Here is a 26508-nt window from a genome sequence, read left to right as displayed (position 1 = left end):
CCCGGACGAAGCCGCCCCGGCGCACGACGCGCCGGGGCGGCCGGCTGTCCGGACGCGCTCGGACCGTACGGCGGGCGTACGGGCTTCAGGCGACGGGCGGTTCCGCGTCGGACGGGTTGGTGCGCAGTGCGCCCGGGTCGTCCGGGTCGGCGGTGTCCTCCTCGGCGCGGACGAAGCGCAGGATGCTCCAGAGGTGACGTTCCTCGGCCTCCCGGGCCTCGTCGCGGCAGCCCTCCAGACTCGCGGTGAGGGCCTCGGGGTCGATGCCGGAGCCGATCAGGACGAGCTGGGTGCGGCGTTCCTCGCCGGTCTCCCAGGGGCGAGGGGCGAAGCGCAGGAAGCGGCCGACGGCATGCAGGGTGTAGGCGTGGTCCGGGTCGAGCGGGCCGAAGTCGACGCATCCCTTGATGCGGTAGAGCCCTGCGGGCCGGGTGTCGAGGAGGTCCATGAGCCGACGCGGGTGGAGCGCGGTGGCGGTGGTGAAGGAGACGCTGTCGTAGGCGGCGTGCAGGTGTCCGGTGTGCTCCCCGTGGCCGTCCTGGTGACCGTCGCAGCCGCTCTCGGCCTCGGCCTCCTCTCGGGCGTCGTCGAAGGAGAGCTGGCCGTGGCGTTCGGTCCGCGGACGCCGGTCGATGAGGAGTCCGGGATCGACGCGGCCGTGGGCGGCGGGGGTGACGGCGCCCTCCCCGGCGCGTTCGCGGACGGCGGTGAGCAGGCCGGCCAGTTCGTCCGGGGTGACGCGGTCGCTCTTGTTGAGGACGACGAGGTCGGCGGCGGCGAGGTGCCGGTCGATCTCGGGGTGGCGCGCGCGGGTCGCCTCGTACTCGGCGGCGTCGACCACCTCGACGAGGCCGCCGTAGAGGATGTGCGGGTTCTCGCTGGCCAGGATCATGCGGACCAGTTCGACCGGTTCGGCCAGGCCGCTGGCCTCGATGACGATGACGTCGAGCCCGGCCTCGGGGCGGGTCAGCCGCTCCAGGTAGGTGTCGAGTTCGGCGACGTCGACGGCACAGCACAGGCAGCCGTTGCCCAGCGAGACGGTGGAGCCGACCTGTCCGGCGACGGTCATGGCGTCGATCTCGATGGCGCCGAAGTCGTTGACGAGGGCGCCGATCCGGGTGCCCCGGCTGCGCCGGAGCAGCTGGTTGAGGAGAGTGGTCTTGCCCGAGCCGAGGAAGCCGGCGAGGACGACGACCGGGATCTGCTGCCTGCCCACCGAGGGGTCCTTCCGCCGTGCCGCCGCCGGGACCGGCGCGGTGCCCGGCGCCCGCCCTGGCCGGGCGGGCGTCCCAGGATACGGCCGGCACGGTCCGGGCCCGGCTTGCGGAGAACGACCGCCGGTGCGCGGCCGCGGACCGCCCGGTCGCCGCCCATCTGCCCGCTCGCGCGGTCCGCCCCGGGTTAGGGTCCCGTTGTGAGTACGTGTGCACGAGACGCCCTCGACCTGCGCGAACCGCTCGCCGGAACCGCCGCCACCGCCCGCACCTGGCTCCTGATCGAGCAGCCCGGCCCGTGGGGCGCCCGCGCCCTGACCGCCAGCCGCCTCGACCCGGGGCTCGGCGCCGCCCTGGAGGGGGCCGCCGAGTCCACCGGCGTCCGGATCGCCCTGATCCGCCGCCCCGGCGGACGGCGCGCGGAACCGGGCGGCGCCCGCGTCCTCGCCGCCCACACCCTCCCCGGCCGCGCCTGGACACGTACCGTCCGCCTCTCCTCCCCCGAGGCGTTGCGCGCCCTCGACCTGTCCGCGCTCGGCGCCGGGGACCCGGCCTCCTTCGAGGCGCTGGGCGGTGTGGCGTACGACGGGCCGCCGCTGGCCCTGGTGTGCACCAACGGCAAGCGGGACAGGTGCTGCGCCCTGCTGGGCCGCCCGCTCGCCGAGGAACTGGCGCTCACCGCACCCGAGGCCGTCTGGGAGATCACCCACCTCGGCGGCCACCGCTTCGCCCCCACGCTGCTGGTCCTGCCGCACGGCTACGCCTACGGCCGCTCCTCGGCGCCCGAGGTCGAGGAGATCCTGCGGGCCAGTGCCTCGGGCGAGGTCGTGGCGGCCGGCTGCCGGGGCCGCTCCTGCTGGGACCGGCCGGGCCAGGCAGCCGAACTGGCCCTGCGGGAGCGGCTGCCCGGCGTCGGCCCGGACGACCTCGCGGTCACCGGAACCAGGGGCGCGGCGCCCCGCTGGGAGGTGACGCTGACCCACCGCGACGGGCGGCGCTGGCGCGTCACCGTCGCTGAGGGCGCCTCGCTCCCGCCGCGCCCCGAGTCGTGCGGCGGGGCTCCGGCGGCACCGCGGCGGATGGACGTCCTGGCGGTACGGGCGCACCGAGCCGCCCCGACACCCCGGTGACCCGGGGTCAGACCGCGCCCGCGCCGGTCAGGGAGCGGACCTCGGTCTCGGCGTGCCGGTCCTCGTCGCGCTCCTCGGGCGAGGTGACCGTGCCGAGCCAGCCGAGGGCGAAGCCGAGCGGTACGGAGACGAGGCCCGGGTTCTCCAGCGGGAAGAGCTGGAAGTCGAGGCCGGGCAGGAGGGAGTCGGGGCTGCCGGAGACCACCGGGGAGAGCAGTACCAGCAGCACGGCCGGAACCAGCCCGCCGTAGACCGACCAGACGGCGCCCCGGGTCGTGAAGGAGCGCCAGAAGAGCGTGTAGAGCAGCACCGGCAGGTTGGCGGAGGCGGCCACCGCGAAGGCGAGGCCGACCAGGAAGGCCACGTTCAGGTCGCGGGCGAGCAGGCTCAGGCCGATCGCCAGCACCCCGACCCCGGCGGCCGCGAGCCGCGCCACCGCGACCTCGCCGAAGCGGCGGGCGCCCTCGCGGCGCAGCGAGGCGTGGAGGTCGTGGGCGACCGAGGCCGAGGAGGCGAGGGTGATCCCGGCGACGACGGCGAGGATGGTGGCGAAGGCGACGGCGGCGACCACCGCGAACAGCACGGTCCCGCCGGTGGAGCCCGTGCCGCCGCCGAGGTCGAGGGCGAGCAGCGGTACGGCGGTGTTGCCCGCGGCGTTGGAGGAGCGGACCGTCTCGGAGCCGAGCAGGGCCGCCGCGCCGAAGCCGAGCACGATCGTCATCAGGTAGAAGCCGCCGATGAGGCCGATCGCCCAGACCGTGGAGCGGCGCGCGGCACGGGCGGTCGGCACGGTGGAGAAGCGGGAGAGGATGTGCGGCAGCCCGGCGGTGCCGAGGACCAGGGCGAGGCCGAGGCTGATGAAGTCGAGCCGGGCCGTCCAGTCGCCGCCGTACCTGAGGCCGGGGGCGAGGAAGTCCAGGCCGTGGCCGCTGCGTGCGGCGGCGGCGGTGAGCAGCTGCCCGAAGTCGCCGGAGAAGCGGAGCAGCACCAGCACGGTGAGGGTGAGGGTGCCGCCCATCAGCAGCACCGACTTGACGATCTGGACCCAGGTGGTGGCCCGCATCCCGCCCAGCGACACGTAGACCACCATCAGCACACCGACGCCGACGACCGTCCAGGTCTGCGCGGCGCGGCTCTCCCCGCCGAGCAGCAGGGAGACCAGAGTGCCCGCGCCGACCATCTGGGCGACCAGGTAGAGGACGGAGACGGTGATGGACGAGGTGCCCGCCGCGATCCGCACCGGGCGTTCGCGCACCCGGGCGGCGAGCACGTCGGCGAGGGTGAACCGGCCGCAGTTGCGGACCAGTTCGGCGACGAGGAGGAGCACCACGAGCCAGGCCACCAGGAAGCCGACCGCGTACAGCACGCCGTCGTAGCCGTGGAGCGCGATGAGGCCGGAGATGCCGAGGAAGGAGGCCGCGGACATGTAGTCCCCGGCGATGGCGAAACCGTTCTCCATCGGGGAGAAGAGGCGCCCGCCCGCGTAGAACTCCTCGGCGGTGCCACGCCGGCGCCGTCCCGCCCAGGCGGTGATGGCCAGCGTCAGCGCCACGAAGAGGCTGAACAGCACCAGGGCGAGGGACTGGTGGTCGCCGCTCATCCCCGCGCTCCTTGGGTCAGCTGCTGGGTCTCCCAGCGCAGTTCTAGCGCGAGCCGGTCCCGCCGCAACCGCGCGTGGCGTACGTACGCCCAGGTCAGCGCGAAGGTACTGGCGAACTGGCCGAGCCCCGCCAGCAGCGCGACGTTGACCGGCCCGAACACCGGGCGGGCCATCAGGGCCGGGGCGGTGGTGGCGGCGACCACGTAGGCGAGGTACCAGGTGAGGAAGAGCGCGCAGGCCGGGACGACGAAGCGGCGGTAGCTCCCGCGCACCTCCTGGAAGGCGGCACCGGCCCGCACCTGGCGGTAGATCTCGGCTGCCCGGTCGTCCCCGCCCCCTTCTGCGAGTGCCTGCGGAGGCACCGCCCCGGGCTCCGCTCCGGTGGTCGCCCCCCATCCGCTCGCCGAGGCTTCGTACCAGGGATCGTCGGGCCGGGCAGCCCCGCCGCGCCCGTCGTGCTTCTCCACCGCGCTCTCCTTCTCTGCGGCCGAGGCGACCGCGTGCCAAGGATGGGACGGGCGGGAAGATCGATGCGCGGACCGGGCAGACTTTCATTCGATCAGGTGATGGACAGTCGGGGGAGGGACGCTGGGGAGGGGTGTGGGGGGCGGGATGCGTATGCGCCAGGCGCCGATGGAACGGCGTGGCGGGGGCGGTTCTGGGGCGTGGTGGCGGTCGTGCCGGTGCGGTGGGCCCGAGTCCGCCGGGCACCGGCCAGCCGGCGTGCCCCCGTCGGCCGGGGCGGCATCGGGCGCGGCACGGCCGGGTCGTGAAGTGCGGCGAGGCCACCGGAGTTCCGGCGCCGGGACCTTGGAGTGCACGTCGCACCGAGCCGTCCGTCCCCCGGCATCCCCGACCGGGCCCGGTCGGCCGACCACGTCGGCCGACCACGAAGCCGCCGAGCGCACGTTCCCGCTTGAGGTCCGCGACATGACCGGAGTTCGCGAAGGCATTCCGGGCGCCAGTCCCGCCGAGCGCCCGGGTACGTCACGGCCGGCTCCTCCCCGAGCGCCCCAGGCAGCCGCGCACCGGCGGCGACAGCAGCACGGCAGCGGCCTCGACCGCCTTGACCCGGTTGAAGTCCAGGCCCGTTACCGGCCGCTCACGTCCCGCGCGAAAGCGCCAGAACGCCGCACCGCGTGCGAGCGGTACGGCGTCCCTCCGGGAGCCTGTGAAGGGCGCCGGTGACTCAGGCGTCGATGCGCGACCGGTCCAGGGTCGCGGCGGAGCTGGTGATGAACTCCTTGCGCGGCGCGACCTCGTTGCCCATCAGGAGGTCGAAGACATGCTCGGAGGAGTCCAGGTCCGCGATGTTGATCCGGCGCAGGGTGCGGTGGCGCGGGTCCATGGTGGTCTCGGCCAGCTGGTCGGCGTCCATCTCGCCGAGGCCCTTGTAGCGCTGGATGGAGTCCTTGTAGCGGACGTTCTTCCGCTGGAACGCCAGGAGGGTCTCGCGCAGCTCGCGGTCCGAGTACGTGTACACGTACTTGTCCTGGCCACGCTTCGGCTGGACCAACTCGATGCGGTGGAGCGGCGGGACGGCGGCGAAGACCCGGCCCGCCTCGACCATGGGCCGCATGTACCGCTGGAACAGGGTCAGCAGCAGGCAGCGGATGTGGGCGCCGTCCACATCGGCGTCCACAAGCAGGATGATCTTGCCGTAGCGGGCCGCGTCGAGGTCGAAGGTGCGGCCCGACCCGGCTCCTATCACCTGGATGATCGCGCCGCACTCGGCGTTCTTCAGCATGTCGGTGACGGAGGACTTCTGGACGTTGAGGATCTTGCCGCGGATGGGCAGGAGGGCCTGGAACTCGCTGTTCCGGGCGAGTTTGGCGGTGCCGAGGGCGGAGTCCCCCTCGACGATGAAGAGCTCGCTGCGCTCCACGTCGTCACTGCGGCAGTCGGCCAGCTTGGCCGGCAGCGAGGAGGACTCCAGGGCGGTCTTGCGGCGCTGGGCGTCCTTGTGCTGGCGAGCGGCGATCCGCGTCCTGGCGGCGGCGACCGCCTTCTCCATCACCGCCCTGGCCTGCGCCTTCGCGTCCCGCTTGGTGGAGGTCAGGAACGCCTTGAGCTCCCTGGCGACCACCTGGGAGACGATCCGGTTGGCTGCCGAGGTGCCCAGCACCTCCTTGGTCTGGCCCTCGAACTGCGGCTCCGCCAGCCGGACCGTGACGACGGCGGTGAGGCCCTCCAGGGCGTCGTCCTTGACGATGTCGTCCTCGGCGACGCGCAGCAGCTTGGCCGAGCGCAGCACCTCGTTCATGGTGCGGGTGAGGGAGCGCTCGAAGCCTGTGACATGGGTGCCGCCCTTGGGGGTGGCGATGATGTTGACGAACGAGCGGATCTTGGTGTCGTAGCCGGTGCCCCAGCGCAGCGCGATGTCGACCCCCAGCTCGCGGGTGACCTCGGTCGGCGTCATCTGGCCGAAGTCGTCCAGGACGGGGACGGTCTCCTTGAAGGTGCCCTTGCCGCTCAGGCGCAGCACGTCGCACAGGGCGCGGTCGTCGGCCAGGTACTCGCAGAACTCGCTGATGCCGCCGTCGAAGCGGAAGGATTCCTCACCCTTCGAGCCGCCGTCGCCGAGGCCGTACTCGTCCCGGACGACCAGGGTCAGCCCCGGCACCAGGAAGGCGGTCTGGCGGGCCCGCTGGTGGAGGGTGGCGAGGTCCAGCTTGGCGTCCTTGAGGAAGATCTGGCGGTCCGCCCAGTACCGCACGCGGGTACCCGTACGGGCCTTCGCCACCTTCTTGACCTTGCGCAAGCCGCTGGCTGCCTCGAAGGGGGCGTCCGCGCCGGGCTTGGCGAAGGCGCCCGGGACCCCGCGGCGGAAGCTGATGGCATGGGTGGCGCCGCCGCGGTCGACCTCGATGTCCAGACGGGCCGAGAGGGCGTTCACCACGGAGGCGCCGACGCCGTGCAGGCCGCCGGAGGCCGCGTACGAGCCGCCGCCGAACTTGCCGCCCGCGTGCAGCTTGGTCAGCACCACCTCGACGCCGGAGAGGCCGGTCTTGGGCTCGACGTCCACGGGGATGCCGCGACCGTTGTCGCGGACCTCGACCGAGCCGTCGTCGTGGAGGATGACCTCGATGTGGTCGCAGTAGCCGCCGAGGGCCTCGTCGACGGAGTTGTCGATGATCTCCCAGAGGCAGTGCATGAGGCCGCGGCTGTCGGTGGACCCGATGTACATGCCCGGTCGCTTGCGGACCGCTTCGAGCCCTTCCAGGACGAGCAGGTGCCGAGCGGTGTAATTGGAACCGTCCTGGTCTGCTCCTGCCAGCAAAGCGGTGGTCGGCACGGACGTCTCGGCGGTCACGCGGGTTCGCTCCTCGCTGAATTCTGATGGTGGTCCACGGGATCGGGGACCTGGGCAACGGTCGCCGCTCAGAGGGTACCGAGGCCAGGTAGAGCCGGTGTAACGCCACCCTCGGCTCAAACCCACCCTAGTCCAGAGCCGCACACGCGTTCGAACTCTCGATGGGGTGAAACAGATGTCACGTTCCCTTCCGAGCATGAACCATTTAGGCTCCGGGCACGTCCTCTTCAACACCCCGGCAAGCCAGCCGGTGAGGACCGGACCCGATGACGTGACAGCGTCAACCACCCACACGGCACATTCGCCGCCAAACCGGCAGCACCCGGCCTCCCCGGAAGATCTTTTCGAGGAAATGCCGCGAGCGGGAACGTTTTCGGCCTGGTTGGATGTTGACCCTGGTACGACAGCTCGTCGAGCTAGAGAAGAGGCGACGTGACTACTGTTCTGACCCCCGCGACCCCCCTGACGGCCGCTGACCGCTGTGACCGCTGCGGCGCCCAGGCCTACCTGCGCGTCGTGCTGATGAGCGGTGGTGAACTGCTCTTCTGCGCCCACCACGGCCGCAAGTTCGAGCCGGAACTCAAGAAGATCGCCGCTGAGATACAGGATGAGTCCGAGCGGCTGACGGCGACCCCGGCCACGGCCGAGGACGAGCGCTGACGCTTCGCACCCACCCCGACGAGCCGGCACCGGTCCCATAACCGGAGTACGGGCCTCCTTCCCGCCCCAGCGGCGGGAAGGAGGCCCGTTTCGGTTTCCAGGGCCCTGGAGCCCCCTGGGTGGCACGGGGCGGCTCGGCCGCAAGGGTTTGGCCGAAGACGGCCTTGCGGGCGGCCACACCCCCACACAGCGCTCTGAGGTCCCCCTCAGGCGCACCTGCCCACCCGACGGGGGCAGGCAGCACCTAGGGGGCGACCTCGGACACCCGGGTGTAGACGCCCGGGCTGTCGGCCCGCCCGCAGCCGCTGCCCCAGGAGACCAGGCCGATCAGCTTGCCGTCGGCCACCAGCGGGCCGCCGCTGTCCCCCTGGCAGGCGTCCCGCCCGCCGCGCGGGTCACCGGCGCAGAGCATGGTGCCCGCCTCGTAGCGGCCGACGGAGCTGCCCGGGTAGGCCCGGCGGCAGGTGGCGTCCTCCAGCACCTTCACCCCGACGGACCTGAGCCTGGAGGAGTACGTTCCGTTACCGGTCGTGTCGCCCCAGCCGAAAACGGCGGCCTTGCCGCCCGGCTTCTCCTCGGCACTCCCCGGCCGGGCGACGGGCAGTACGGACGAGGCGGGCAGCGGCTCGGCGAGGGTGAGCGTGGCGAGGTCGCCCGCGTTGGTGGACGCGTCGTACCCCGGGTTGACCCGGACGTCGCTGACGGCGGTCTCCCGGCCCTTCGCCGTGGAGCGCAGGTCGTCACGGCCGGAGATCACCCGCAGGTCGGGGACGCGCGAGAGGGCCACCCCCAGCACCTCCTCGTCCACGCAGTGCGCGGCGGTCAGCACCGTCCGCTCGCCGACGACCACCCCGCCGCAGAACTGGCCGGAGCGCTCGCCGCCGAACCGGTCGCGGCTGCCGAGGGCGACGACCCACGGATGGTCGTCGACGCTGGCCAGGCTGCCGCCCACCACGACACTGTCGGCCGCCGCCGGGGCGGGGGCGCACAGAGGGGCGGCCAGCACGGCCAGAGCCGCGAACAGCCCGGCCCGGCCGCTTCGGTTCCATCGACGCCGCATCACTTCTCCTCACTCAAGGCATTCCGTTACGCACCCAGAGTGATCCACGGTGGGTCGCCCCGCACGGGCTGCGCCGCAGGTGCCCTCTGACGGAGTGCCCGAATCCGCACGGAGGTCCGCCGGGCCGCCGCCCGTACGAGGCGACAGGGCCCCGCACGGCGAAAGGGCCTCCGGTGCCACCTGTACGGGTGGCACCGGAGGCCCTTCCTCCACGCGGAGCCGGTCCTAGTCGAGGTAGTCGCGCAGGACCTGCGAGCGGGACGGGTGGCGCAGCTTCGACATGGTCTTCGACTCGATCTGGCGGATGCGCTCACGCGTCACCCCGTAGACCTTGCCGATCTCGTCGAGGGTCTTCGGCTGGCCGTCGGTGAGACCGAACCGCATCGAGACCACGCCCGCCTCACGCTCGGAGAGCGTGTCGAGGACGGAGTGCAGCTGCTCCTGGAGGAGCGTGAAGGAGACCGCGTCGGCCGGGACGACCGCCTCGGAGTCCTCGATGAGGTCACCGAACTCGCTGTCGCCGTCCTCGCCGAGCGGGGTGTGCAGGGAGATGGGCTCGCGGCCGTACTTCTGGACCTCGATGACCTTCTCGGGGGTCATGTCGAGTTCCTTGGCCAGCTCCTCCGGGGTGGGCTCGCGGCCCAGGTCCTGGAGCATCTGGCGCTGGACGCGGGCCAGCTTGTTGATGACCTCGACCATGTGCACCGGGATACGGATGGTGCGGGCCTGGTCGGCCATGGCGCGGGTGATCGCCTGCCGAATCCACCAGGTGGCGTACGTGGAGAACTTGTAGCCCTTGGTGTAGTCGAACTTCTCGACCGCGCGGATCAGACCGAGGTTGCCCTCCTGGATCAGGTCCAGGAAGAGCATCCCGCGGCCGGTGTAGCGCTTGGCCAGCGAGACCACGAGGCGGAGGTTGGCCTCCAGCAGGTGGTTCTTGGCCCGGCGGCCGTCCTCGGCGATGATCTCCAGCTCGCGCTTGAGCTTGGGGGCGATCTTGTCGGCGTTGGCGAGCTTGTCCTCGGCAAAGAGGCCGGCCTCGATGCGCTTGGCGAGTTCGACCTCCTGCTCGGCGTTGAGGAGCGGGACCTTGCCGATCTGCTTGAGGTAGTCCTTGACCGGGTCGGCGGTGGCGCCGGCCGCCGCGACCTGCTGGGCGGGCGCGTCGTCCTCATCGTCGTCGGACAGGACGAAGCCCTGGCTCTCGCCGCCGGTGCCCTCGGCCGCGCCCTCCTCGCCCGGCTTGCCGGTGGTGGGCTTCTCCTCGGCCTCGTCGTCGAGCAGTTCGTCGACGACGTTCTTGGCGGCGGTCTTCTTGGCGGCGGTCTTCTTCGCCGTCGCCTTCCTCGCCGTCTTCTTGGCGGCGGTCTTCTTGGCCGCCGCCTTCTTCACGGGCGCCTCGGACTCGTCGTCCGACGGCGCGGCCGCGGAGGCGCTCTTCTTCACCGGGGACGCCTTGGCGGCCACGGTCCTGGTGGTGGCGGTGCGCTTCGCCGGGCTCTTCGCTGCGACGCTCTTCCGGGTGCGCTTGGGCTCCGCCGCACTGACCATCAGCGTCACACCCTCTTCCTCGAGGATCTGATTGAGGCTGCGCAGAACGTTCTTCCACTGAGTGGCCGGGATCTGGTCAGCTTCGAAGGCCCGACGCACGTCGTCGCCGGCGATCTGCCCATCAGCCTTTCCCCGCTCGATCAGCGCCATCACAGACTGGGACTCGGCGATCTCCGGCGGGAGCGTACGGGATGTGCTGGCCGACACGAACAACCTCTCGGAACGTTGAATAACGGCTTCCGGCCCCTGCCCTGGGTGAAGGACGGGAGCCGACGACCCACGGCTGGGATTGGACCGGGGGCGCTGCGGGACCGGTGAGGGGGTACAGCGCCGCGAACGACGACCGCATTCCCTCCTCGGGTATCACCTCTTAGGTCATCGTGCTGCCCGGTCGAGCGTTACGCCCAATCCACGTGGCCCGAGTCACACCCCTATATCGGTCAAAATTCTCCGAATAGCGACAGAGGGTGACATAAAGATGCCGTGAGGCCGCAGGAGGCCGCCCGGTGTCCACGCGGCGCCCGGAGCACGCCGCGGCCGGCACGGAAGAAGCGGAACCAGCGGCCCGGGCGACCGCACCCCGGCCCTCCCCGGCCTCCCCGCGCCGGTACGCGGCAACGCCCCGGCCCCGGGCAGCGGGCTTGCGCGGGCTGCCCGGGGCCGGGGCGGGGAGGGGGACGGGAAGGCGGCGGGAACGCTCCTCGGCATCCGCCCCCGGTACGTACCGTCCGAGGCTCGCGGGGGCGGGCGGGGGCGGGGCGCCTGGGCGGGGATCGCCACCGGCCTCCCCCGCCCGCGGGGTGGTCTGCGGGTCGGGCGTCGGCTGCGGCGGATCGGGGGAGACCGCGAGGTGCGTGCCGCCGGCGCGGGGGTTCAGTGCTGCTCGCGCGGCCCGGGGACGACCCGCTCCATCTCGGGGTGGGCGGTCAGGAGCTGGCGCATGGCGTGCTCGGCGGCGGCGCCGTCGCCCTCGGCGAGGGTGTCGATGATGCGGGCGTGGTGCGTGAGGGAGGTCTCGTTGGGCCGGTCGCATCCGGTGGCGGGGCCGCCGGAGACCTGGAGGGCGGCGGAGACGATGCCGGAGAGGTGCTCCAGCATGCGGTTGCCGGCGAGCTGGATCAGCAGCCCGTGGAACTCGGCGTCGGCGCGGGAGAAGGTCATCAGGTCGCCCTGGCCCAGGGCGTGGCCCATGATCTCCACCATGTCCGCGAGCCGCTGTTGGGCGTCCTCGCGGCCGTGCCCCGCGGCGAGTCGGGCGGCGAGCGGCTCGATCGTCCAGCGCAGCTCACCGAGTTCGCGGCGCTGGTCCTCGCGCTGCGGGCCGAAGGCGCGCCATTCGATGATGTCGGGGTCGAGGAGGTTCCAGTCGCTGACCGGGCGGACCCTCGTCCCGACGTTGGGCCTGGCGCTCACCAGGCCCTTCGCCTCCAGCACGCGCAGGGATTCCCGGACGACGGTGCGGGAGACCTCGAAACGCTGCCCGATCTCCTCGGGCACCAGGGGCCGGTCGGCCCCGAGGTCGCCGGAGACGATCATCTGGCCGAGCTGCTGGACGAGTTGGCCGTGAAGCCCCCGGCCTCGATTGCTGGTCGGTCGCCGCACGGCCCTGCCCAGATCGGAGTCGCCGCCGCCCTCCCAGGACACGGCGCTCCGCTCCGGCCCGGGCACCTCCGCGTAGGGGTAGCGGTCGAGTTCGCCCGGTCCCGTGAGGCCGGAGTCAGCGGAACGGGCGGCGGTCATCATGGAGTGCGCAAGGGTAGTCACGGAACCTTTGTCGGCGTCGGCCCCAAGTGCCTTGAGGTCTTTGGTGAAAAGCACACGAAAGGGTGATCGCTCACCCCGTGGCCGTTGACGCCCCGCCGAAGGCACCCGAGCCTCCCGACCGGGTACGCGGACTTGCCCTTCCGCGCGATCGGAAGCCGTCGGCCAGAAGCCTTCACGCGAACAGATCCGTGCGGATACGTGCAGGACATGACCCTGAACGACAACATGACCGCGGTATCCGCAGGTTGCCCCCCCACTCCCCCGACCCGTGCGGCCGTTCCGTCGGACCACTCCGAAGGCGTCACAACCACCCTGCGGCGCACCGCGGATCACGCCCGGCGCACGCGACGGCGCTCGTACGCAAGGCCGTTGGGCGCACTCGCGTACGAGGGGAGCGAGAGCCCGGGACGGACAGCCTCGCCGGGGCGGTGAGCACGCGGAACCGGGCAGGCGAGGTTCAGACCTCGGGCCGCAGCATGGGCGGGTTGAGCAGAGTGGCGCCGCCCGCGCGGAAGAGCTGGGCCGGGCGACCGCCCTGGCGGGTCGTGGTCCCGCCGGCGGGGACGAGGAAGCCGGGCGTGCCGGTCACCTTCCGGTGGAAGTTGCGCGGGTCGAGCACGACGCCCCAGACCGCCTCGTACACCCTGCGCAGCTCACCGACGGTGAACTCGGGCGGACAGAAGGCGGTGGCGAGGGAGGAGTACTCGATCTTCGAGCGTGCCCGCTCCACCCCGTCCCCGAGGATGGTTCCGTGGTCGAAGGCGAGCGGCTCGGCCGGAAGCCCCGTCCGGCGGCCGCCCGCCGTCGTGCCGAGCAGTTCCTCGACGGGGGACCACCGCGCGTACCGGGCGTCTCCCCCGGCCCGCGGCGCCGGAAGATCGGGCGCGAGTGCGAGGTGGGCGACGCTGACCACCCGCATCCTCGGATCGCGGTCCGGGGCACCGTAGGTCGCGAGCTGTTCGAGGTGCGCGCCGTTGTCGGCGGCCGGAGCCTCGGAGGTGTGGGCGCACAGGCCCGTCTCCTCCGTGAGTTCCCGGGCCGCGGCCACCGACAGGTCCTCGTCGGGCCGGACGAACCCGCCGGGCAGGGCCCACCTCTCCTGGAACGGCGCCTCACCCCGGCGCACCATGAGGGCGCACAAGGCGTGCTTGCGCACGGTGAGGACGACCAGATCAACAGTGACGGCGAACGGCGGGAAGGCCGACGGGTCGTAGGGGGGCATGGGGGTGATCATAGTCGTCTGCCTGACGATAAGCGGCCTGTTCGCCGAGGCCGCACCCGGTGCGCGTGCGGCTGCTTCCCGGGCGTTCCCGCCTGACCGGGCCCATCGCACGGCCGCCGGCGCCGGTACACCTGTACAGGTCCGATCCGCCAGGCCCGACGGCCATCCAGCGGCCCTGCCTCACAGCCCGACCGTCCCGCCGACCGCCCCAACTGCACTCCCCCCTCTCCTCACCCCGGTCACCCTCATCGCCCCCGCCCCGCCGCCCAGCCACCTCGATCGGCTCACGCCTCCTCGCCGCTGCTCCTCACCGCCGCTCCTTCGGCGGCCGACCGCCCTGCGGCCGCCGGCCGTGCCGCGAGCTCCGCAGCGGCAGTCGCCCACTCGGCCCGCGACCGGGTCCCGCCCCGTACGGCGTCCGCGGCCCGCCCGGTCCGGCGCCCGGCCGCCCACCTCGCGGGCGAACCGGGAGGGGCGACTGCCCGGCACCGGCGGCACTCACCGTTCGGCGGCCTCCGCCCGCACTCGAGGGCAGCGGTGCGGCCTTGCCGTCCCGCCGTCCCCGCCACCTCAGCGCCGACGGCAGCGGAACCGGCCGCCGCCGGGACGAAGACGTTCCCCCGCTCTCCGCTCGCGCTGCTCCCGCCGCCCCCGCCGATCCGGCTTCCCCGACCGCGACCGCGCGCCCCCGGTCCTTGCCGGCCCTGCGCAGGACGCGGCGGATCGACTCGGCGGCCAGCCCCTCCTGGCACGCGTGGTGAAGGAGAAGGGCGAAGGTGTAGTCCGGCTCGGCTCGCAGGGCGAGGGCGAGGGCGACGCGGGCCTCGGTGCGGTCGCCGGTCGACCAGGCCACCCAGCCGGCGAGGGCCAGCGGGGCTGCCGCGTACTCGTCGTAGACGCCGGTGCACCGGCGGGCGAGGGCCCGCCACAGGCGCAGGGCCGGTGGGGCGAGCGGCCCCTCCATCCACTCGGCGGCCCGGTCCCTGGTCTCCCGGTCCTGGAGGCCGACGATGACGGCGGCTGCCTCCTCGGTGCCGATCGCCCGGTCGTCGCAGGCGTCGGCCGCCTTCGGGTCCCGCACCTGGGGCAGTCGGTGCAGCCTGGTGAGGAGTTCGGCGGTGGTCGTCAGGGTCTGTTCGGCGACCTCCGGTGCTTCGTGGTCGTCCAGCAGCCGGGGCAGCAGGCTCCCGCAGGCCGTGTCGAGGGCAGTGGTCCACCTCGGGTCGCCGCCGTCGTCCGGCGGGAGCAGGCGGCGTTCCATGGCGCGCAGGCTGCCGCGGACGGTCATGCCCGCGTAGGCCGCCGCCGCGGCGACGGCGGAGGTGCCCGGGGGTTTCTGCGCGGTCCCCTCCGGCGGACAGCAGGCGGGGGCGGGGCAGCAGTACGACCAGCAGCGGTGGTCGGAGAGGCAGAGTGCCTCCACCACCGGTACGTCGCGTGCTCCCGCGGCCAGCCGCACGTGCTGGGCGAGGGGGCGGAGGTGCTCCATGACGGTGGCACCGGTCTCGCCGGGGCCGGGTTCGCGGCACAGGAAGGCGACGATGCCGTCCGGTGTGCCGAGGCGGCGGGTGCTGCCCGTCACGAGGGCGTCGGTCACGGCCTTCGCCACCACCTGCCAGTCGGCGGGGTCGGTGGGGATGCCGACCGTGACCCGGCCGCCGAAGCGGCCCCGGGAGCCGTGGACGGCGACGAGGACGAGGTTCTCGTCGGGCTGGAAGCCGAGGAGGTACGGCAGGGCGTCGGCCAGTTCGGCGTGGGTGCGGACGGTGACGCCGGGCTCGCCGGAATCGGTGGGCGTGATGTTCGTGTGGTCGCTCATGTCGCCGACTCTCCCCGGCTCCCGGCGACGTCGCTGGGGCCTGTGGACAGAGCCGGGTGACGCAGTTGTCCACAAGTGCCGGGTTGTCCACATCGGCGTGGTCGTCCACAGCCCGGACGGGCCCGTTCGCGGTTTGTCCGACCCATCGGGTTGCATGGAGGCCATGAGCAACGAAGAGCTGCGGACCACGGCCGACTCCGTCCTCGCCCGGCTGGTGGGCGACCCGACGGGCTCCGCACGGCTGCGGGAGGACCAGTGGCGCGCCATCGAGGCGCTGGTGGCCCAGGGCCGCCGGGCGCTGGTCGTGCAGCGGACCGGCTGGGGCAAGTCGGCGGTGTACTTCGTGGCGACGGCGCTGCTGCGCGCCCGGGGTGCCGGTCCGACGGTGATCGTCTCGCCGCTCCTGGCCCTCATGCGCAACCAGGTCGAGGCGGCCGCCCGCGCGGGGATCTCCGCCCGCACCATCAACTCGGCCAATCCGGAGGAGTGGGACGAGGTCCAGGCCCAGGTCGCGGCGGGCGAGGTGGACGTCCTGCTGGTCAGCCCGGAAAGACTGAACAATCCCGACTTCCGGGACAACGTCCTGCCGAAGCTGTCGGCCGCCACCGGACTGCTGGTGGTGGACGAGGCGCACTGCATCTCGGACTGGGGGCACGATTTCCGGCCTGACTACCGGCGGCTGCGTTCCATACTGGCGGAGCTGCCGGAGGGCGTCCCGGTCCTCGCCACCACCGCGACGGCCAACGCCCGGGTGACGGCCGACGTCGCCGAGCAGCTCGGCACCGGCACGGGCTCCGACGCGCTGGTGCTGCGGGGGCCGCTGGACCGGGAGAGCCTGAGTCTCGGTGTGCTGCGGCTGCCCGATCCGGCGCACCGGCTGGGCTGGCTGGCCGAGCGCCTCGACGACCTGCCGGGGTCGGGGATCATCTACACCCTGACGGTCGCCACCGCCGAGGAGGTCACCGCCTTCCTCCGCCAGCGGGGCCACACCGTCGCCTCGTACACGGGCCGCACCGAGAACGCCGACCGCCAGCAGGCCGAGGACGACCTTCTGGGGAACCGGGTGAAGGCACTGGTCGCCACCTCCGCGCTGGGCATGGGGTTCGACAAACCGGACCTCGGCTTCGTCGTCCACCTCGGCTCCCCGTCCTCCCCCATCGCCTACTACCAGCAGGTCGGCCGCGCCGGCCGCGGGGTGGACCACGCCGAGGTGCTGCTGCTGCCCGGCCGGGAGGACGAGGCGATCTGGAAGTACTTCGCCTCGCTGGCCTTCCCGCCGGAGGAGCAGGTGCGGCGCACGCTCGACGTGCTGGCCGGGTCCGAGGGGCCGCTCTCCCTGCCGGCGCTGGAGCCGATGGTGGAGCTGCGCCGGTCCCGGCTGGAGACCATGCTGAAGGTCCTGGACGTGGACGGGGCGGTGCGCCGGGTGCGCGGCGGCTGGGTGTCGACCGGCGAGCCGTGGTCGTACGACTCCGAGCGGTACGCCTGGGTGGCCCGCCAGCGGGCGGATGAGCAGCAGGCGATGCGCGCGTACGCGGCGACCGACGGGTGCCGGATGGAGTTCCTGCGGCGGCTGCTGGACGACGAGGAGGCGGCGCCCTGCGGTCGCTGCGACAACTGCGCGGGGCCCCGTTTCGGCGGGGACGTCTCCACCACCGCGCTGGAGGCCGCCACAGGTGAGCTGCGCAGGGCCGGTGTGGAGGTGGAACCCCGCAGGATGTGGCCGACCGGCCTCGCCTCGGTCGGCCTGGACCTGAAGGGCCGCATCCCGCCGGGCGAGCAGGCCGCGCCGGGCCGGGCGCTGGGCCGCCTCTCCGACATCGGCTGGGGGAACAGGCTGCGTCCCCTGCTGGCCCCCGACGCCCCCGACGAGCCGGTCTCCGAGGAGGTGACCCGGGCCGTGGTGGGGGTGCTGGCGGACTGGGCGAAGGGGCCCGGGGGCTGGGCGTCGGGCGATGCGGACGCCGTGGCGCGCCCGGTGGGCGTGGTGACGGTGCCTTCGCGCCGCCGGCCCCGGCTGGTCGGCGCTCTCGGTGCGCGGATCGCCGAGATCGGGCGGATGCCGCTGCTCGGTTCGCTGGAACTCACCCCGCAGGCCGCCGAGTGGATGCCGTCGCGGAGCAACAGTGCCCAGCGGCTGCGGGCGTTGGAGGGGGCGCTGACCGTGCCCGCGGAGCTGGCCGCCGCGCTGGCGGCGACGCCCGGGCCGGTGCTGCTGGTGGACGATTCCACGGAGAGCGGGTGGACGCTGGCGGTCTCGGCGCGGCTGCTGCGGCGGGCCGGGGCGGGGGCGGTGTTGCCGCTGGTCCTCGCTGTCGAGGGCTGAGCGGGCGTCGGACGGCCGTGCGCTGGGCAGACTTGGAGGACGGAGTGTCGGCGGGTACCGGTCGGCCGGGCCGATTGCTCGTTGCCACGGGCCGGTGCGAGGGCAAGAATGGGCAATCGCTCCCCGCGGCCTCGCATGGTCCGGCAGAGCTCTGCCGCGGTGCGCTCCCTCGTCGTCACCTCCTCGCCCGCAGTGCGGGCGTGTACCCGAAGGGAGGACCGTGGCCTTCGGATCCGCTCCGTCCGCGACGGCTTCGACGTCCCGACCGCCGATACCCGCCGAGGTGTCCGACCGACTGGCCCGGACACTGGTGCCCGCGCAGTGGGCCGGGGCGGGCGTCCTCCTGCCGCGCGATCCGCGGGAGGTGGTGAGCGCGCTGCACGCGTTGCACCGGCCGACCGCGTCGACGGTTGTCGTGGCGGTGCTGGACGGGGACGAGCGGGTGTGCGCCAGTGCCTCGTTCGCCCGGGGAACGGCCTCGGCCGACGGATGGGTCCACCGGAACGCGCTGCTGGCCCAGTTGCGCCGGGTGGTGCCGCACGACCTGCGGCGGCGCTCCCCCGCGCGGACGGCGGTGCTGCTGCACTGCCGTGACGGGGAGACGCGCTGGACCGAGGAGGACGGCGCGTGGATGTGGGGGCTGCGGGACGCGTGCACGTTGCACGGTCTGCGCTGTGGGGCCTACATCACGCTGACGGGGTCCGGCTGGCTGGTCCTGGGAGAGGACGGCGGCGGGCGCCGTCCCCATGCCGGTCCGGTCTCCGGGCAGTTGGAGGAGGGCGGATGGGAGCCGCCCTCGACCCGAGGGGTGATACGGGCGGACTGAAGCCGCCCACGCCGGCCCCCGCGACCGCCGGGCGCGAGCTCCGGTCGGTGCCGCGTGGGCGCGACCGCGCCGCCCCGGCGCCGGGGGTCCGGCGCCGGGCACGGCGTCAGACGCCCGCGCCCAGCACGGAGTTGATCTGCTGCGGGTCACCGCAGACGACCAGCAGGGCCTGGGCCCGGGCGAGCGCGGTGGGGAGGACGGCCTTGACGGCGTCGTCGCCGCCGTTGGCCGCGACCACCACCACCGGACGGGGCTTGGCCTGGCCGGCCGAGGCGCCGTCGGCGTAGAAGACGTCGTCGGCCGCGTCCTGCTGCCGCCAGTAGGCGTCCTCACCGAAGGACCGCTCGTGCGCGGTCCACGGGTGGGGGTCGCCGGTGGTCAGCACCAGCACCTCGGCCGGGGCGCGACCCGAGTCGAGGAGCAGGTCGACCGCCTCGTCAGCGGCGTCCAGAGCACCGTCGGCCGGGGCCGGGATGAGCTGGATCTGCGGGGCGCCCTGGTCGCCGGGGGAACCGGCGGAGGGCTTGGGCGCGGGGGTCGGGCCGGACTTCGCTCCGGCGGCCCGCGGGGCGGGCGGCGCGGGGCGGGGCGGACCGGGGCGGGGCGGTACCGCGGAACGGGGTCCGGGTACGGGGCGAGGGGTCGGCGTCACGCGGCTGCTGGCCTGCGTGGCGCGGGGACCCTGGGCACTCTCGGGAATCTGAGGCTCCTCGGGAAAGGGAGGCATATGGACGACATTTATCAAATGCCGACACGGGACATAAAGGGGGGTGGCACACAAGTGCGGAAAAGATCAGAAATCGAAACCGAGCTGGCCCTCGATCTCCGTGACGTTTCCGCGTACCGGCACACGGACCTTCTTGAGGTGCTGCCACTGGGGCAGTGCGTCAAGATACGACCAGGAGAGCCGGTGGTAAGGGGTGGGTCCCCGCTCGGCGAGCGCCGCCTGGTGCGCGGGCGAGGGGTATCCGGCGTTGTCCGCGAAGCAGAAGTCCTCGTGGTCGACGCCCAGTTCCGCCATCATCGCGTCCCTGCGCACCTTGGCGAGCACCGAGGCGGCGGCGACGCAGACACAGGACTGGTCTCCCTTGATGACCGTACGGACCTTCCAGGGCGCACCGAGATAGTCGTGCTTCCCGTCGAGGATCACGGCGTCCGGGCGGACCGGCAGCCCCTCCAGGGCACGCACGGCGGCGAGGCGGAGGGCGGCGGTCATACCCAGTTCGTCGATCTCCTGCGGCGAGGAGTGGCCGAAGGCGTAGGCGGTGACCCAGCCCTCCAGCTCGCCTGCGAGCGCGGTGCGCCGCTTGGGAGCGATGAGCTTGGAGTCCGTGAGACCTTCGGGTGCCCGGCGCAGTCCGGTAACGGCGGCGCAGACGGAGACCGGGCCGGCCCAGGCCCCGCGTCCCACTTCGTCGACACCGGCAACGATCTTGGCGCCGGTCGTGGCGCGCAAGGACCGCTCGACGGTGTGCGTGGGTGATTCGTACGGCATGGCGCCAGACAGCGTACGCGGCCCGCTTCGGAGAGGACACCCCGGCTCCTCCCCTTGTCCGGATCGCGGACGTCCGGGGCCCTCGCGCCGCCGCCCGCGCACCCCGGCGCGGGCGGCGGGCGCATCCTTCGGGCGGTGGGGTCCTGCCTGCGTCATGGTCTTCGCTTCCGCACAGAAAGGGTACTGCGATCGGAGTGCGCCAGGACAGGGCGGCGACGGGGCGGCACCCTGGCGGCCGCACCCCGGAAGGCGCGCCGCTGGCCGAGGAACGACCTGGGCGGCGGCCGATACCCCTTGCCGCGCGTACGGCGACTTCGCGGGACGCCTTCCGGGACCGGGGGCCGGTTCGCGAGCGGCGCGTTGGTTGCGTATGCGAAGTGGGTGACGTGGGTCAGCGGACGGAGGGGGAGATGTCTCCGGTGAGGACCTCGCCGCAGGGGTGGTCCTGGACGGGGCGGGCCGTCAGGATCTCGCGGGCGCGGGCCTGGCTGAGACTGGTGGCGTACCAGGGGGAGTCGGGCACGGCGATCGAGCGCAGGGCGCAGGAGCGCAGCGGTTCGTCCAGGCGGTCGAGGGCGGGGACGGCGTCGGCGGAGAGACCCGAGAGGTAGGCGAGGTCGAGGGTACGGCCGTCGTGGTGGGCGGCGAGGTTGCTCTCGGCGATCAGCTTGTCCGGCGAGGCCACGCCGAAGGCGAGGACCGCCACCGCGCCCGAGGCGAGCACGGCGCGGGGCAGCAGCCGGGCGCCGAACACCCCGGCGGCGAGGATCAGCAGGACCACGACACCGAGCCACAGCTCCATGACGACGACGGAGAGGCGGAGGCGGGTCAGCCCGTACTCGCCCATGTACAGGTCCATGCGGCGGACAGCGGAGGCGACCACGACCAGGGTGAGCAGGCCGAGCGTGCCGAGGACGGTCCGGACCAGGACCTGGTCGCGCCGGCCCGAGCGGGGCGCGAGGCGGACGGCCACCGAGATGACGGCGAGGATCAGCACGGTGGCGAAGAGGAGCTGCCAGAAGCCTTCGCGGGCGTGCTCGGCGTAGGTCAGGCCGTTGCCGGCGCGCACCGCGTCCTCGCCGCGCAGCAGGACGGCGGCCTGGACGGCCGCGAAGGCGGCGAAGAGCAGGTCGAGGAGGACGAGCGGCAGGGCCCATTCGGCGCGTCCCCGCGCGCGGCCGGGCCCGGGGCCCAGGCCGTCCCAGCGGGTCGGGGCTGCCGCCGTGTGCGCGACGGCCAGCGCGGCCACCCCCACCAGGACCGCGAGCAGGACGCGCCATGGCACGCCGGAGGCCCCGATGTCCGGGACGAGACTGCCGAGGAGGTCGGCGAAAGCCTGGTCGGCGGCGGCGAAGAGGCCGCCGAAGACCACCAGCAGGACGGCCGCGACCAGCACCGACCGCAGCAGCGGTGCGAGGTCCTTGCCGCCGCCGGTGGCTCGCGCGCGCACCCCTCGCCAGCCCCAGCCGAACGCCCGCCTCGCCGAGAGGACCAGCCCGAGGGGCGCCAGCAGCACCCCGGACCACTTCCGGCTCCCGTGCAGCGCGAGCGCACCCAGCCCGGCCGCGGCCAGCACCGCGAGCAGCGTGGGCCATTCCGCGTCGCTCCACACCGGTACGGCCAGCAGCGCAAGCCCGCCGGCGCCCCAGGCCACGGACGACCGGCGCGGGCGGCGTCCCGCCTGCCGGGCGGCGAACCAGGCCGCGGCGGTGAGCGGGAGGGCGATGATCAGGGCGTTGACGGCCAGGCCGTCGCCGAGCAGCAACCCGCTCAGCATGCCGGTGACGGCGGCGGCGACCAGCGTGGCGGTGCCGATGGGGGCGGGCGGCTCGGCGCGGACCTTGTCCAGGACCGGCGGGGGCGCGTCGGGGAGGCGCTCGTAGCGGACGCCGTCGGTGCCGGAATCCGGGGTGTCGGCGTCCGGCACGGAGTCGGCCGGTGCGGCGGGGCCGTCGGCGTCGGGCTGGTCCGTGCCCTGCTCGTCGGCCCGGACGGCGCCCTCCGAGTCGTCTCCGGTCGACCCGGCGTGGTCGGCGGCTCCCGTCTTCGCGGGTGCGGCCGGCTCCCCGTCCGCGGCGGGTCGTGCCTCGCGGGCTCGCGGCTCGGGCACCCCCCGCCCCTCCGGCTCGGCCGCGTCCCCGGTGCGGCGCCGCTCCTCGTTCCCCTCCGACACGGGACCCCCTCCCGGCCGGCCGGGCAGGCCGCGTTCGGTCCGGCGCGGACGCGGGGAGGACGGGGCGTGCCGGAACCGGCGATCGTTCGTCGCTCCCGGCGTGATCGTCCGGGCGCGTGGGGGCAGGTTAGCCAGGGCCGGGGCGTGCGCCCCGGCCAGGGGCACGTTGTGGCATGACCGTGACGCTCTCCGGTCGGGCTCCGGGCGCGGGTGTGCCCCGGGCGCGGCGCGTCAGCCCGCGTCCGGACGGGCGTTCCGGGCGCCCGGGTTCGACGGGCTCACGCCGGTGAGGGCCTCGTCCAGCCAGGCCGGGAGCGGCTCGGTCCGCTCGGTCCACTCGGCGGGCGGCGGCGTGCCGGCCGCGGCGAGGACGCCGCCGACGATGGCACAGGTGGTGTCGATGTCGCCGCCCGCCTGCGCGGTCCGCCAGAACGCGGCCTCGTAGTCGTCGAGGCCGCGCGCCGCCGACCAGAGGGCGAAGGGCACCGTGTCGTGCGCGGTGGCGCGGCGCCCGCAGCCGAGGACGGCGGCGACGGTGCCGGCGTCGCGGTAGTCGAGCATGTCGCGGGCGCGCCGCAGTCCCGCCTCGACGGCGCTGCGCGGCACCAGCTCCAGCACCCCGTCCATCAGGGCGCTGCCGGTGGGCGGCCCGGCCGGGCCGGCGGCGAGTGCGGCAGCCGCGGCCACCGCCATGGCGCCGACCACCGCCTCCCGGTGCTGGTGGGTGGGGTAGGCGGAGATCTCCGCCTGGTGGGTGGCCTGCTCGGCGTCGCCGGCGTACCAGGCGCCGAGCGGGGCGACCCGCATGGCCGCGCCGTTGCCCCAGGAACCCTGGCCCTTGAACATGCCCAGCGACAGGTCCCGCCAGTCGCCGCCGTCCCTGACCTGTCCCAGCAGCCAGTCGGTCCCCCGGCCGTAGCCGCGCGTGGGGTCGTGGCGGCGGGCGAAGGAGGCGATCAGGCGGTCCTGGTCGACGCGGTGGTCGATGGCGAGGGCGGCCACCACGGAGGCGGCCATCTGGGTGTCGTCCGTCCACCGCCAGGGCCCGTCGGGCAGGTGGCGGCGGCGCAGGAGGGGATGGCTGCCGGGGTGGGAGAACTGGGCACCGAGGGCGTCGCCGACGGCCAGTCCGCGAAGGGAGGCCAGGGCGCGGGCGACGCGCGGGTCGAGGTTCGTTTCAGCGGTCATCGCGCTGTTCACTCTAGCCGGTGCGGCCGTACGGCTCGGGTTCCCGCCAGCGGTGGAAGGGCCGGTCGAGGTGGTAGCGGCCGTCGCCCCCCAGCTCCAGGACGCGCAGTTCGCCGTTGTCCGGGTTGGAGAGCGACTCGAACTCGGCGACGGTCCAGTGGAACCAGCGCATGCAGAACAGCCTCATGGTGAGGCCGTGGGTCACCAGCAGCACGTTCGGCGGGTGGTCGGGCGACTCGAAGCTGCGGTAGAGGCTCTCCAGGAACGCCCCCACCCGGTCGTACACGTCGGCTCCGGACTCGCCCTGCGCGAACCGGTAGAAGAAGTGCCCGTACGCGTCGCGGTACGCCTTCTGCCGGCGGACGTCCGCGCGGTCCTGCCAGTTCCCCCAGTCCTGCTCGCGCAGCCTCGGCTCCTCGCGGATGCGGACGACCTGCGGGTCGAGGCCCAGGTGGGCGAGGGTCTGGTGGGTGCGGCGGTAGGGCGAGACGTAGACGCTGACGCCTTCGCGGCCGAACAGCTCGCGCAGTCGCCCGCCCGCCTGGACGGCCTGGGCCCGACCCGCCGCGGTGAGCGGAAGCGCGTGGTCGGGCTGGCGCTCGTACACGCTGTCGTCGGCGTTGCCCACCGATTCGCCGTGCCTCACGAGGACGATGCGTCGCGGTCGGACCATGGGCAAACCCTAGTTCGGCCGTGCCGGGCGGCGGCGGCCGGGGCGTGCGGGCGCGTCGCGCCGGGGCTCAGACCGTCCAGGACGGTTCGAGGTCGACGACGGCGCCGGTCAGGGCGGCGACGTCGGCGGCCGTGCGGGCCCGCAGGGAGAGCCGCTCGATGCGCTCGATGCGGTACTTGCCGTGCTCGGCGGCCGCCCGCCACATGGAGAGGACCAGGAACTCGTCACCCGGCGCCTCGCCGAAGAGCCCGCGGACCATGCCGGGTGAGCCGGCCATGGCCGGATTCCAGACCTTCTCCTGCATCAGCGCGAAGTTCTCGACCCGGTCGGGCCGCACCCGGCAGTGCGCCACCCGCACCACGTCCGCGTCGGTGAACCGCGGCTCGAACCCGGTCTTCACGTCGAACCGGTACGAGAAGAGGCGCACCCGCGCCCCCGTGTACGTCCCGGCCTGCGCGGCGGCGAGGCGGTCGTGGGAGCGGGCCATGAAGGAGTCGTAGAAGGCGCGGCTCTCCCAGAGGCTGAAGAGGTGGGCCACGTCGGGCCGCGCCCTGCTCCACCCGCCCCCCTGTCCCAGGAACCCCGGCTCCCCGGGGAGCCCCGCCCACTTGCGCTGTCCCCGTTCGAACCCCCGGCGGTCCTTCACGGTGCAACGCGTCCACTTGACCAGCACCGCGCCATCGTACGGGCCGGGACGTCGGCGCAGGGCCCCCGCGCACGAAGCACGGGTGGCCGAACTTCCGTGCCTCGTGCACCCGTTCCCCGGCCTGAACGCTTCCGGGCGAGGGAAGCGGGGCATGGGGATCTCCGACGCCGTGTCAGGACGGCGTGGCAGGATGGAGTCTCCGGTCCTGACAAGGGCCGTCGGGGTACGTCACAGGGGGAAGGACCGCGATGAGCACGCCCAACAAGAATCTGGGGACGATCGAGATCCGGCTGAAGTGGGACCCGAGCCCGCTCGGCGAGGCCGCCCACGACCTCGACCTGATCGCGGCCGCCTTCTCCGCCGACGACCCGCACGGCACCCCGGACCACCTCGTCCACTTCGACTCCCGCTCCCCCGACGGCACCATCCACCTGGAGCGGGAGAGCCGCACCGGTCAGGGGTTCGGCTTCGACGAGGTGATGAGCCTGGAGTTCGAGCGGATGTCCGAGCGGCTGGACCGCATCGTCATCGGCGTCGCCATCCAGCAGCGCGCAGGCACCAAGACCTTCTCCGAGATCCCCGGCACGGAGGCGGAGATCGTCGAGGAGTACGACACCCTCGCCAGCTACGACTTCGCGGAGACCGGCGCCGCCACGGCGGCGACCATCGCGATCTTCCGGCGCACGGAGTCCGGGGCGTGGCAGCTCGAACGCGCCGTGCGGGGCTTCGCCGACGCCGACCCGGACGCCTTCGCGCAGCTCATGGGCGGCGTCTCCGTCTGAAGTCCGGCGCAGCCCGTGGCCGGGCCCGTCACGATCAGCTCGCAGGCCTCACGGCATCGGGCGGCACGGCCCTGTCCGGGTCCCGGACGGTGAACCCGCTCCCGGCCGCCGGACACGGCGGCGAGGCCGCACCGTGGCAGGCCGCGGCCAGACGGCGCTGAGGCGGCCGGGCCGCAGGCGGGGCCGGGGGGCGCACGGGGTCGGACATGGCTCCTCCGGCGGCGGACCGGGCCGCCCACAGCCCGGTCGGCGATGGAGGCCGTCTTGGACCGGCGCGGTCAGGACGGCCGGCACGGTCGCCGCCGGGCCGGTGCTCAGAGCGACCGGGCGAGCCGGAAACCCAGGTCGTCGATGCGCAGCGTCGGATGGCTCTTGCGGCGGCAGGCGGCGCGGACGCCCCGCGGCTCGTCCTGCCAGCCGCCGCCCCGGAACACCCGGTAGGGCCCGTAGACCTCCGGGTCGTACAGGTCCCAGCACCACTCCCAGACGTTGCCGAGCATGTCGTACAGGCCGAAGGCGTTCGGCTGTCTGGTCGCCACCGGGGGGAGGCGGCCGCCGGAGTTGCCCCGGTGACGGGCGACGGCGTCCAGCGGCCCGTACCGGACGCCGGGCGAACCGGCGCGGCAGGCGTACTCCCACTCGGCCTCGGTGGGCAGGCGGAACCCGTCGGCCTCCCGGTCCCAGCGGGTGCCGCGGGCGTCCGGGTCGTCGCCGATCAGGTAGCAGGGGCGCAGGCCCAGCGCCTGCGAGAGGAGGTTGCAGTGGCGGAGGGCGTCGGTCCAGGAGACCTCGGTGACCGGGGCGTCCGGGCCGCCGGGGCCGGTCGGGGCGGTGCCGGTGGCCGCGTACCGCCGACTGGTGACCGGGCAGGAGCCGAGCGCGAAGGCGGCCACGGCGACGGTCCGCTCGGTCTTCGCTGCCTCGTCGCGCAGGGTCACCTCGCCGGCCGGCAGGGGCAGCAGGTGGTCCGGCGCCGCCAGGGACCTGGTCACTTCCCGGGTGCTCGTCATCCGCCCTTCCTACCGGCTCCGCCGCCCCGCCGTGGCCGGAACGCGGACATCCGGCG

Annotated in this window: 20 protein-coding genes and 1 pseudogene; 5 read left to right on the top strand and 16 right to left on the bottom strand. The window is 73.8% G+C overall.

The features are described from left to right. Positions 1–85: 85 nt before the first annotated feature. Entirely contained in the window at positions 86–1216 is a 1131-nt protein-coding gene (locus tag ACSLIC_RS21335) for a CobW family GTP-binding protein (RefSeq protein ID WP_436739308.1), read from the bottom strand. 198 nt (positions 1217–1414) lie between these two features. On the opposite strand from ACSLIC_RS21335, the gene ACSLIC_RS21330 reads away from it, so the two are divergent. Next, positions 1415–2344 carry a sucrase ferredoxin gene (locus tag ACSLIC_RS21330; protein WP_436739307.1) on the top strand — a complete coding sequence of 310 codons (930 nt, stop codon included), beginning with the start codon at positions 1415–1417 and terminating at the stop codon, positions 2342–2344. 7 nt (positions 2345–2351) lie between these two features. On the opposite strand, the gene ACSLIC_RS21325 is transcribed toward ACSLIC_RS21330, so the two are convergent. The 3 genes from ACSLIC_RS21325 to ACSLIC_RS21315 all read right to left on the bottom strand — a co-directional run bounded on the left by ACSLIC_RS21325 (position 2352) and on the right by ACSLIC_RS21315 (position 7257). After that, positions 2352–3944, bottom strand: a complete 1593-nt coding sequence (locus ACSLIC_RS21325; protein ID WP_436739306.1) for a solute symporter family protein — start codon at positions 3942–3944, stop codon at positions 2352–2354. Continuing rightward, the gene (locus tag ACSLIC_RS21320; protein WP_436739305.1) at positions 3941–4411 is read right to left on the bottom strand and encodes a DUF485 domain-containing protein; all 471 of its coding nucleotides are present in this window, start codon (positions 4409–4411) and stop codon (positions 3941–3943) included. Before ACSLIC_RS21320 ends, ACSLIC_RS21325 begins: the two co-directional genes overlap by 4 nt. A gap of 722 nt (positions 4412–5133) precedes the next feature. Beyond that, positions 5134–7257 (bottom strand): DNA gyrase/topoisomerase IV subunit B, encoded by a 2124-nt coding sequence (locus ACSLIC_RS21315; RefSeq protein WP_436739304.1) that lies wholly within the window; start codon positions 7255–7257, stop codon positions 5134–5136. A gap of 432 nt (positions 7258–7689) precedes the next feature. Here ACSLIC_RS21315 and ACSLIC_RS21310 point away from each other — a divergent pair, with 432 nt between their 5' ends. After that, complete coding sequence (locus tag ACSLIC_RS21310; RefSeq protein ID WP_003951302.1) at positions 7690–7917, top strand: DUF7455 domain-containing protein; 228 nt, start codon at positions 7690–7692, stop codon at positions 7915–7917. Positions 7918–8161: 244 nt separating this feature from the next. Here the strand turns inward: ACSLIC_RS21310 and ACSLIC_RS21305 are convergent, their stop codons facing one another. The 5 genes from ACSLIC_RS21305 to ACSLIC_RS21285 form a co-directional block, all read right to left on the bottom strand. Further along, the gene (locus tag ACSLIC_RS21305) at positions 8162–8977 is read right to left on the bottom strand and encodes a S1 family serine peptidase (RefSeq protein ID WP_436739303.1); all 816 of its coding nucleotides are present in this window, start codon (positions 8975–8977) and stop codon (positions 8162–8164) included. Between the two features lie 225 nt (positions 8978–9202). Beyond that, positions 9203–10741: an RNA polymerase sigma factor gene (locus ACSLIC_RS21300; protein WP_436739302.1), complete on the bottom strand. Its 1539-nt coding sequence runs from the start codon at positions 10739–10741 to the stop codon at positions 9203–9205. 660 nt (positions 10742–11401) lie between these two features. Beyond that, a complete protein-coding gene (locus tag ACSLIC_RS21295; RefSeq protein ID WP_436739301.1) occupies positions 11402–12346 on the bottom strand; it encodes a FadR/GntR family transcriptional regulator in 945 nt (314 codons plus the stop codon). Positions 12347–12749: 403 nt separating this feature from the next. Next, positions 12750–13514 (bottom strand): NUDIX hydrolase, encoded by a 765-nt coding sequence (locus ACSLIC_RS21290; protein WP_436739300.1) that lies wholly within the window; start codon positions 13512–13514, stop codon positions 12750–12752. Between the two features lie 307 nt (positions 13515–13821). Then, positions 13822–15333 (bottom strand): DUF4192 domain-containing protein, encoded by a 1512-nt coding sequence (locus tag ACSLIC_RS21285; protein WP_436739299.1) that lies wholly within the window; start codon positions 15331–15333, stop codon positions 13822–13824. Positions 15334–15496: 163 nt separating this feature from the next. Between ACSLIC_RS21285 and ACSLIC_RS21280 the strand changes: the two genes are divergently transcribed. Together ACSLIC_RS21280 and ACSLIC_RS21275 are read left to right on the top strand one after the other, a co-directional pair. Then, positions 15497–17659: a RecQ family ATP-dependent DNA helicase gene (locus tag ACSLIC_RS21280; RefSeq protein ID WP_436739298.1), complete on the top strand. Its 2163-nt coding sequence runs from the start codon at positions 15497–15499 to the stop codon at positions 17657–17659. A gap of 220 nt (positions 17660–17879) precedes the next feature. Beyond that, entirely contained in the window at positions 17880–18485 is a 606-nt protein-coding gene (locus ACSLIC_RS21275; RefSeq protein ID WP_436739297.1) for a hypothetical protein, read from the top strand. Positions 18486–18591: 106 nt separating this feature from the next. On the opposite strand, the gene ACSLIC_RS21270 is transcribed toward ACSLIC_RS21275, so the two are convergent. The 6 genes from ACSLIC_RS21270 to ACSLIC_RS21245 form a co-directional block, all read right to left on the bottom strand. After that, entirely contained in the window at positions 18592–19212 is a 621-nt protein-coding gene (locus ACSLIC_RS21270; RefSeq protein ID WP_436739296.1) for a hypothetical protein, read from the bottom strand. A 66-nt stretch (positions 19213–19278) separates the two neighbouring features. Beyond that, positions 19279–19980, bottom strand: a complete 702-nt coding sequence (locus ACSLIC_RS21265) for a ribonuclease HII (RefSeq protein ID WP_436739295.1) — start codon at positions 19978–19980, stop codon at positions 19279–19281. 391 nt (positions 19981–20371) lie between these two features. Then, the gene (locus ACSLIC_RS21260; protein WP_436739294.1) at positions 20372–22153 is read right to left on the bottom strand and encodes a DUF4153 domain-containing protein; all 1782 of its coding nucleotides are present in this window, start codon (positions 22151–22153) and stop codon (positions 20372–20374) included. Between the two features lie 231 nt (positions 22154–22384). Further along, positions 22385–23341 carry an ADP-ribosylglycohydrolase family protein gene (locus ACSLIC_RS21255; protein WP_436739293.1) on the bottom strand — a complete coding sequence of 319 codons (957 nt, stop codon included), beginning with the start codon at positions 23339–23341 and terminating at the stop codon, positions 22385–22387. A gap of 13 nt (positions 23342–23354) precedes the next feature. Beyond that, the gene (locus tag ACSLIC_RS21250) at positions 23355–24014 is read right to left on the bottom strand and encodes a histidine phosphatase family protein (RefSeq protein ID WP_436739292.1); all 660 of its coding nucleotides are present in this window, start codon (positions 24012–24014) and stop codon (positions 23355–23357) included. Positions 24015–24081: 67 nt separating this feature from the next. Beyond that, a complete protein-coding gene (locus ACSLIC_RS21245) occupies positions 24082–24687 on the bottom strand; it encodes a YdbC family protein (RefSeq protein ID WP_436739291.1) in 606 nt (201 codons plus the stop codon). 218 nt (positions 24688–24905) lie between these two features. Between ACSLIC_RS21245 and ACSLIC_RS21240 the strand changes: the two are divergent. Then, positions 24906–25442 (top strand): annotated as a pseudogene (locus ACSLIC_RS21240) (TerD family protein); the annotation flags it as partial. Between the two features lie 314 nt (positions 25443–25756). Here the strand turns inward: ACSLIC_RS21240 and ACSLIC_RS21235 are convergent. Next, positions 25757–26452 (bottom strand): formylglycine-generating enzyme family protein, encoded by a 696-nt coding sequence (locus ACSLIC_RS21235; protein ID WP_436739290.1) that lies wholly within the window; start codon positions 26450–26452, stop codon positions 25757–25759. Positions 26453–26508: the final 56 nt, after the last annotated feature.

This window comes from Streptomyces sp. BBFR102 (assembly GCF_051397025.1).
Taxonomy (GTDB): domain Bacteria; phylum Actinomycetota; class Actinomycetes; order Streptomycetales; family Streptomycetaceae; genus Streptomyces.
Note: the sequence above shows the minus strand (reverse complement) of the source record. Positions and strands in the feature narration are given on the sequence as shown.

Excerpts from the sequence above, each read along its gene's own strand:
- ACSLIC_RS21325 (WP_436739306.1), bottom strand. The coding sequence starts at position 3,944 with ATGAGCGGCGACCACCAGTCCCTCGCCCTGGTGCTGTTCAGCCTCTTC.
- ACSLIC_RS21250 (WP_436739292.1), bottom strand. The coding sequence starts at position 24,014 with ATGGTCCGACCGCGACGCATCGTCCTCGTGAGGCACGGCGAATCGGTG.
- ACSLIC_RS21235 (WP_436739290.1), bottom strand. The coding sequence starts at position 26,452 with ATGACGAGCACCCGGGAAGTGACCAGGTCCCTGGCGGCGCCGGACCAC.
- ACSLIC_RS21255 (WP_436739293.1), bottom strand. The coding sequence starts at position 23,341 with ATGACCGCTGAAACGAACCTCGACCCGCGCGTCGCCCGCGCCCTGGCC.
- ACSLIC_RS21270 (WP_436739296.1), bottom strand. The coding sequence starts at position 19,212 with ATGCCTCCCTTTCCCGAGGAGCCTCAGATTCCCGAGAGTGCCCAGGGT.
- ACSLIC_RS21280 (WP_436739298.1), top strand. The coding sequence starts at position 15,497 with ATGAGCAACGAAGAGCTGCGGACCACGGCCGACTCCGTCCTCGCCCGG.
- ACSLIC_RS21285 (WP_436739299.1), bottom strand. The coding sequence starts at position 15,333 with ATGAGCGACCACACGAACATCACGCCCACCGATTCCGGCGAGCCCGGC.
- ACSLIC_RS21290 (WP_436739300.1), bottom strand. The coding sequence starts at position 13,514 with ATGCCCCCCTACGACCCGTCGGCCTTCCCGCCGTTCGCCGTCACTGTT.
- ACSLIC_RS21305 (WP_436739303.1), bottom strand. The coding sequence starts at position 8,977 with ATGCGGCGTCGATGGAACCGAAGCGGCCGGGCCGGGCTGTTCGCGGCT.
- ACSLIC_RS21265 (WP_436739295.1), bottom strand. The coding sequence starts at position 19,980 with ATGCCGTACGAATCACCCACGCACACCGTCGAGCGGTCCTTGCGCGCC.